This is a genomic window from Methylobacterium gnaphalii (genome assembly GCF_007992215.1).
Lineage (GTDB): Bacteria > Pseudomonadota > Alphaproteobacteria > Rhizobiales > Beijerinckiaceae > Methylobacterium > Methylobacterium gnaphalii.
In genome coordinates this window covers 1-4,938 of the sequence record NZ_BJZV01000075.1, presented here as the reverse complement: position 1 = coordinate 4,938, position 4,938 = coordinate 1, and the positions used below count along the sequence as shown (strand labels likewise).

General features: G+C 47.6%; 2 protein-coding genes and 1 pseudogene. 1 reads left to right on the top strand and 2 read right to left on the bottom strand.

Annotated elements, in window-relative coordinates:
• Both MGN01_RS24340 and MGN01_RS23030 read right to left on the bottom strand, forming a co-directional pair.
• A pseudogene (locus MGN01_RS24340) lies at window positions 1-194 on the bottom strand (transposase); the annotation flags it as partial.
• 181 nt (window positions 195-375) lie between these two features.
• The gene (locus tag MGN01_RS23030) at window positions 376-4,041 is read right to left on the bottom strand and encodes a tetratricopeptide repeat-containing glycosyltransferase family protein (protein ID WP_147049120.1); all 3,666 of its coding nucleotides are present in this window, start codon (window positions 4,039-4,041) and stop codon (window positions 376-378) included.
• A 432-nt stretch (window positions 4,042-4,473) separates the two neighbouring features.
• On the opposite strand from MGN01_RS23030, the gene MGN01_RS23025 reads away from it, so the two are divergent.
• Window positions 4,474-4,938, top strand: a 465-nt coding sequence (locus MGN01_RS23025; protein ID WP_373866608.1) for a sugar phosphate nucleotidyltransferase, incomplete at its 3' end; no start/stop codon positions are given.

The following is a 4,938-nucleotide window of genomic DNA, read 5'->3' as shown; positions in this document are numbered from 1 at the left end:
CTTAATGAGTCCGCGATCTAGAGACGCCCGCCACCACGGCCCGAGTTCATCCGGGATGGCGCGCCACCGAGCTCCGTTCCGGTGGCGCCACAGGATGGCCGAGCGCGTACGCTGGCGATCCTGCGGCGGCGACTTCGTCTTCGGAAAACGTCGACCAACCGCTCCAGATCCGCCCAATGCGTGTCGCTCAGCATCAGCCCACCTCATCCAGCAGCGGAAACGCTTATGCACATCAGCCGGTCCAGCGGCGCCAAACCCTTGTTCAGACCTCACACCCATCACGACGGCACAAAGTTCGTTCAAAAAAATGCAACCGGCAGCATTTCTTTGTCCGCAGCCAGATGTGCAAGGCACCATGCGCGCGCTCAAACAGCTTCACTCAACGCGACTTTCAGATAACATTTCAGAGTAAATAGCCATAATATCGTGAGCTTGATCTTTCGCGGTCCTGACATGGCCCCCGTTCCTATGAGGCGGCTTAGTGTACCTACAAGTATGAGCGTCAATCGTTCGAAGGATCTCCCGCAGTTGAACAGTATTCGTCACATCAACAATGGTTCCATCTACGTCTGGTCGCACATCATCTCCAACGGCCCCACGATCACTTGCAATAACCCACAGGCCAGCTAAAGCAGCTTCACGAGTGACAAGGCCGAAACTCTCGAATGCTACCGAAGGTGCAATAAGTACGTCAAGTTCACCGTAAATTGTGCCCATCTCCTCTGGAGGAACAGGGCTAATATAGTGAACTTGTGTAGACCCCCACACTTCATTTTGCCGGGAAGATCCATAATCGTGACTAACAATAAATAATTCAATATTCGAAAATTTCTCACTTTTCAAAACAACCTCAAGCAAAATAGCGCCTTTATGCACAGTAAGACCACCAACATGTCCTAGTCTTATTTTTCCATCTCCTCGCGGCGATCTGGGAATTGCAAAAGATTCGGTTAACCCGTTTGCGACCGTACATATATTAGTAATCCCTGCCCCTCGATAAATATTTTCCAACTTGCCTGAAACTGCCAACACCCGATAAGCAGCGTCTAAAAGTCGAAAAAGATATTGACGTCTGGCTATAGACTCCGACTTCATGTCGTATGTAAAATCATCTGGCTCCAGTAAATCTGCCTTAGGCCGCCGGATATGACCTAGCTCGTCAACTAGAAACTGATGGTCTGAGACCCACCAGCCATCGTGAACAGTGATAATGTAGGGAATCTGCTTCAATAGAGCCGCCTCGACAATTGATCCTGTGAGGTACTGTATGCAATGGAAGTGGATAATGTCCGGATTGAAGCGATCGATAAGATCTTCAAAAATCTCAAATACTCGGTTGTCTTCGGATTTCATTCTGAAAGCTTCACGTCCAGGTGCCTTTACGCGTACGACTGGAACTTCTTTGTATGAATCTATCCTGACGGCATAACTTTCGTCCGACATATAATCAGAAGCAAATACCAAGATTTCATATTCGTCTCCGGCGGACTCAAGAATATAGTTTATATTGTTTTCGACAACTCTAGTCGCTCCGCCGAAGGATTGGGGATAGAAATATGTATTACAAACGATGACACGTGGTTTACGAAGCTCAGTCTTAGGACAGCTAGAGTCTCGCTTCGGCGCGCGAGCTGATATACTCGAAGATAGAGCTTCCCTTAAAGCACGTACTCCAGATGGAAAACTATTCGAATGCAATGCTTGGCTTTTGGCCTGTCTGCCCATGTCAAGACGTAGTTCTCTATTTTCAATCAACAGACCAAGAAAGTTTCGCCATTCGTCCGAATTTGAAGCAATAAATCCAGTCCTACCATTATCGATTATATCGGTATATCCTTCAGTTGCACTAACTACAGACGGCACTTGAAACATCGCTGCTTCCAGCCACTTAACCTCACTCTTGCAACTCGTGAACGAGCTTGCCCCCAAAACTGCAATATTAATGTCCATACCAGAGAGTACTCGCCAATACGAATAGATATCAGATGTAAACGATATGCGTCTAATGCGGTTTTTAAACTGAGCTAGCTGGCCCGTGATTTCTAGATGACCTGCTATTACAAGTCGAACGTGGTTGTAATTCTTCAATATCTCAGAAAGAACATCCGAAAGAACTAAATTGAAATCTCTATTGTGGGCCAACGTTCCCGATCCATAAAATATTGAAACTGATTGGCCAGAAAAACGGGGCGTAGAACTAGTCAAAAATCTTTCGTTGCGGCAGTCGAATCCGTTTCGTATGACCGCACATTCTCCGGTTCGGACCCTTTTTCTTACATGCGACGCAAGCGTATAGGTAGACGATATCCCATAGTCACACAGCGACATGGCGTGCGCAAACAACGGTACGCCAAGTTCCAGCCGCGCATACGTGTCAATCGTTATTTGATTTTCGAAACTTTCGAAAGGCTCCGGGTACAATTGACTATCAAATAACAGATCGTCGATATCGTAGAATGTTGGAATCTGCAGAGCGCTTGCATAACGAATCGCGTGTATAACGGCGGGGTAAGCAGGCACTCGATAAAAAATTACATAGCGTGCATTGTTTATTGAACTGTAGCACGAGCGAATGTTTCCGATATCAAAGATTTCGACCTCATAATCTAAGTCTTTCAACTGAAGTTCGCGCTGTGTTACTCGATAATGGTCGCATTGCGATATATTACGATTAGCGACGATGACAACTTTTTTGTGATTCGAGCATCCGATAGATTTTGGTAGCGGATCCACCAAATCTTGCAGCTGCGTTACTTCGAGTAAACATCTAGATATCATTTCTGTAGCATAAGATCTGTTGTCATTCAGGGAGTGCTCGAGAGCTCTCCCGTACGTATTTGAAAAATAGTTATCTATTATTGCGTTAGCGCTGTGTCGCCATTCTGCATAGCCTCTAAATTCAGGGGCAAACTGACGGATATACTGCAATGCTTGCTGTTGCGCTTCCATTGAAGCGAAGCTTTTCGCCGCTCTAATATGGGTCAACGGCGATCTGCTCGGCAGATTAGCTGCCGTAATATCATCGGCTAAAGCTTCGTCATTTTTGTTGAGCGCTCGCCAGGAGTCGGCTCGCCTCAGCATGGCCATTTCGAAGTTAGGCTTGATTTCGATGGCTCGCGAATATGCTGTATTTGCCAAGCGATATCTGGCATGCTTCATATTGTAATTTCCAATTGAGTAATGGAGTTCTGCGCCCCCGGTCGTTGGTTTAATGAAGTCGACGAACTCATAAGCGAAATCTAGATAATGTTTCAATATGGTAACGGGATCATTATTAATATACACTAAGTAATACCGCATATAACCTCGGTATGCCTGTGCATCAAAGCTGTCCGGGTAAGTATATGTACCGATAAGTTCGTGGAGTGCCTGCTTACTATTCGGCGGTATACCTTCATTTAGTCCGTGGCTCAACCAATTTCTGTAGAGTTCGTCGTCAGAGCAGCGTGCTGGAACGCCCTTTTGTTTTCGGTAATAAATAGCGTCGAATTCTTGATTTAGTGCGATGGGAGCGAGCTGGGGAAGACCGCGAAATAGAAAGGCCAAAACCGCGTCCATTACAGATATCGGTATTCTTTTAATTAGCGAATCGTTTATTAAATAAAACTCGTAGGAATTAAACCTGTTTAGCCAGATTCCTGGGATGACGCCGGCTTGTGAGAATATATATTCGAGATCAAGATCTTCAGTACCAAATAGGTCGCTGTAATAATTGATTTGATTGCTTAACTTTAATGTCTCTAAGTCAGCTTTTAGATAATCGATATCAAACTTATAACTTCTATTTTCGGACTTCCCGTGTCTTAGATAGTGCTCTTCCAGCTTTAAGGCGCTTGTTATATGTTTTAGATCTTCGTGCAGTCCTCTATATATGTCGGCGACAAAATCGATGGGTATCGCACCAAATCGCCGTTCTAGTGTGCGTCTATTCGAAAGTTCTTTGTATGAGTTGATCTTAGCAATTCTATAGAGCGTGCGACAATGCTGCCGTGCGCTGGCAAGCCACAGCCCCCAAAACATGTTCGCCCGTGGTTTTTTCATGATTCCGGTTCACGCGTCATTCGTGGCAAGGTGCATAGCTCAGCGACGGGAGCGTTTCCAGGTCGCTGCTAACTCACCGAAGGTAAGTTGGAGCGTGCGTCTCTGGATAATGGAAAAGACGGTGTTTTTTAACTGGACTCAGAAACCGAGTTGCGCCAGATGCGGGATGCGTATTTTCGTGCTCGCGGATGTCGTGCGAAGTCTATATATGTATCAGGCATATCATTCTGTTGCTTAGGAGATGCGATTTTGAACAGGGAATTATCGCAAGTTGCGTTAGAACAGTTTTTGGATACAAGTATTATACAGATAGAACGGTTACATGAAGCCGAAATATGACATTTCAGACAATTGTAGTGCGGGGATCGCAAATGAGGGTAATATTGATTGTGCATAGGATATTTTGTAATGTCGAGTAGTTCGGAACCCATTATGCTTCTTCCTGTCATCTTATGTGGGGGTTCGGGAACCCGGTTGTGGCCGGCCTCCCGCGAGAGCATGCCGAAGCAGTTCTCGCGGCTTATCGACGCGACGGCATCGACGTTCCAGGCGACCGCGCAGCGGGTGATGGACGCCTCGGTCTTCGCGAAGCCGATCGTGATCGCTTCGTCCGACGCCCGTTTCATCGTCGCCGAGCAGCTGGCGCAGAGCGGTGTCGCCGCCGAGATCGTCCTGGAGCCGAGCCGGCAGGATTCGGCTGCCGCCGTCGCGGTCGCTGCCCTCTGCGCCGCCCGGCGGGATCCCGAGACCGTCGTCCTGATCCTCGCCGCCGATCACGTCATCGGCGATAAGTCAGCTTTCGCGGCTGCGTCCAGAGCTGCGGCTCTCGGAGCCCAGACTGGCCACATCATGACGCTCGGCATCGCGCCGACCCGTCCGGCCAGCGAGTACGGCTAT

Coding starts and splice junctions, on each gene's coding strand:
- MGN01_RS23030 (WP_147049120.1), bottom strand. CDS start 4,041: ATGAAAAAACCACGGGCGAACATGTTTTGGGGGCTGTGGCTTGCCAGC.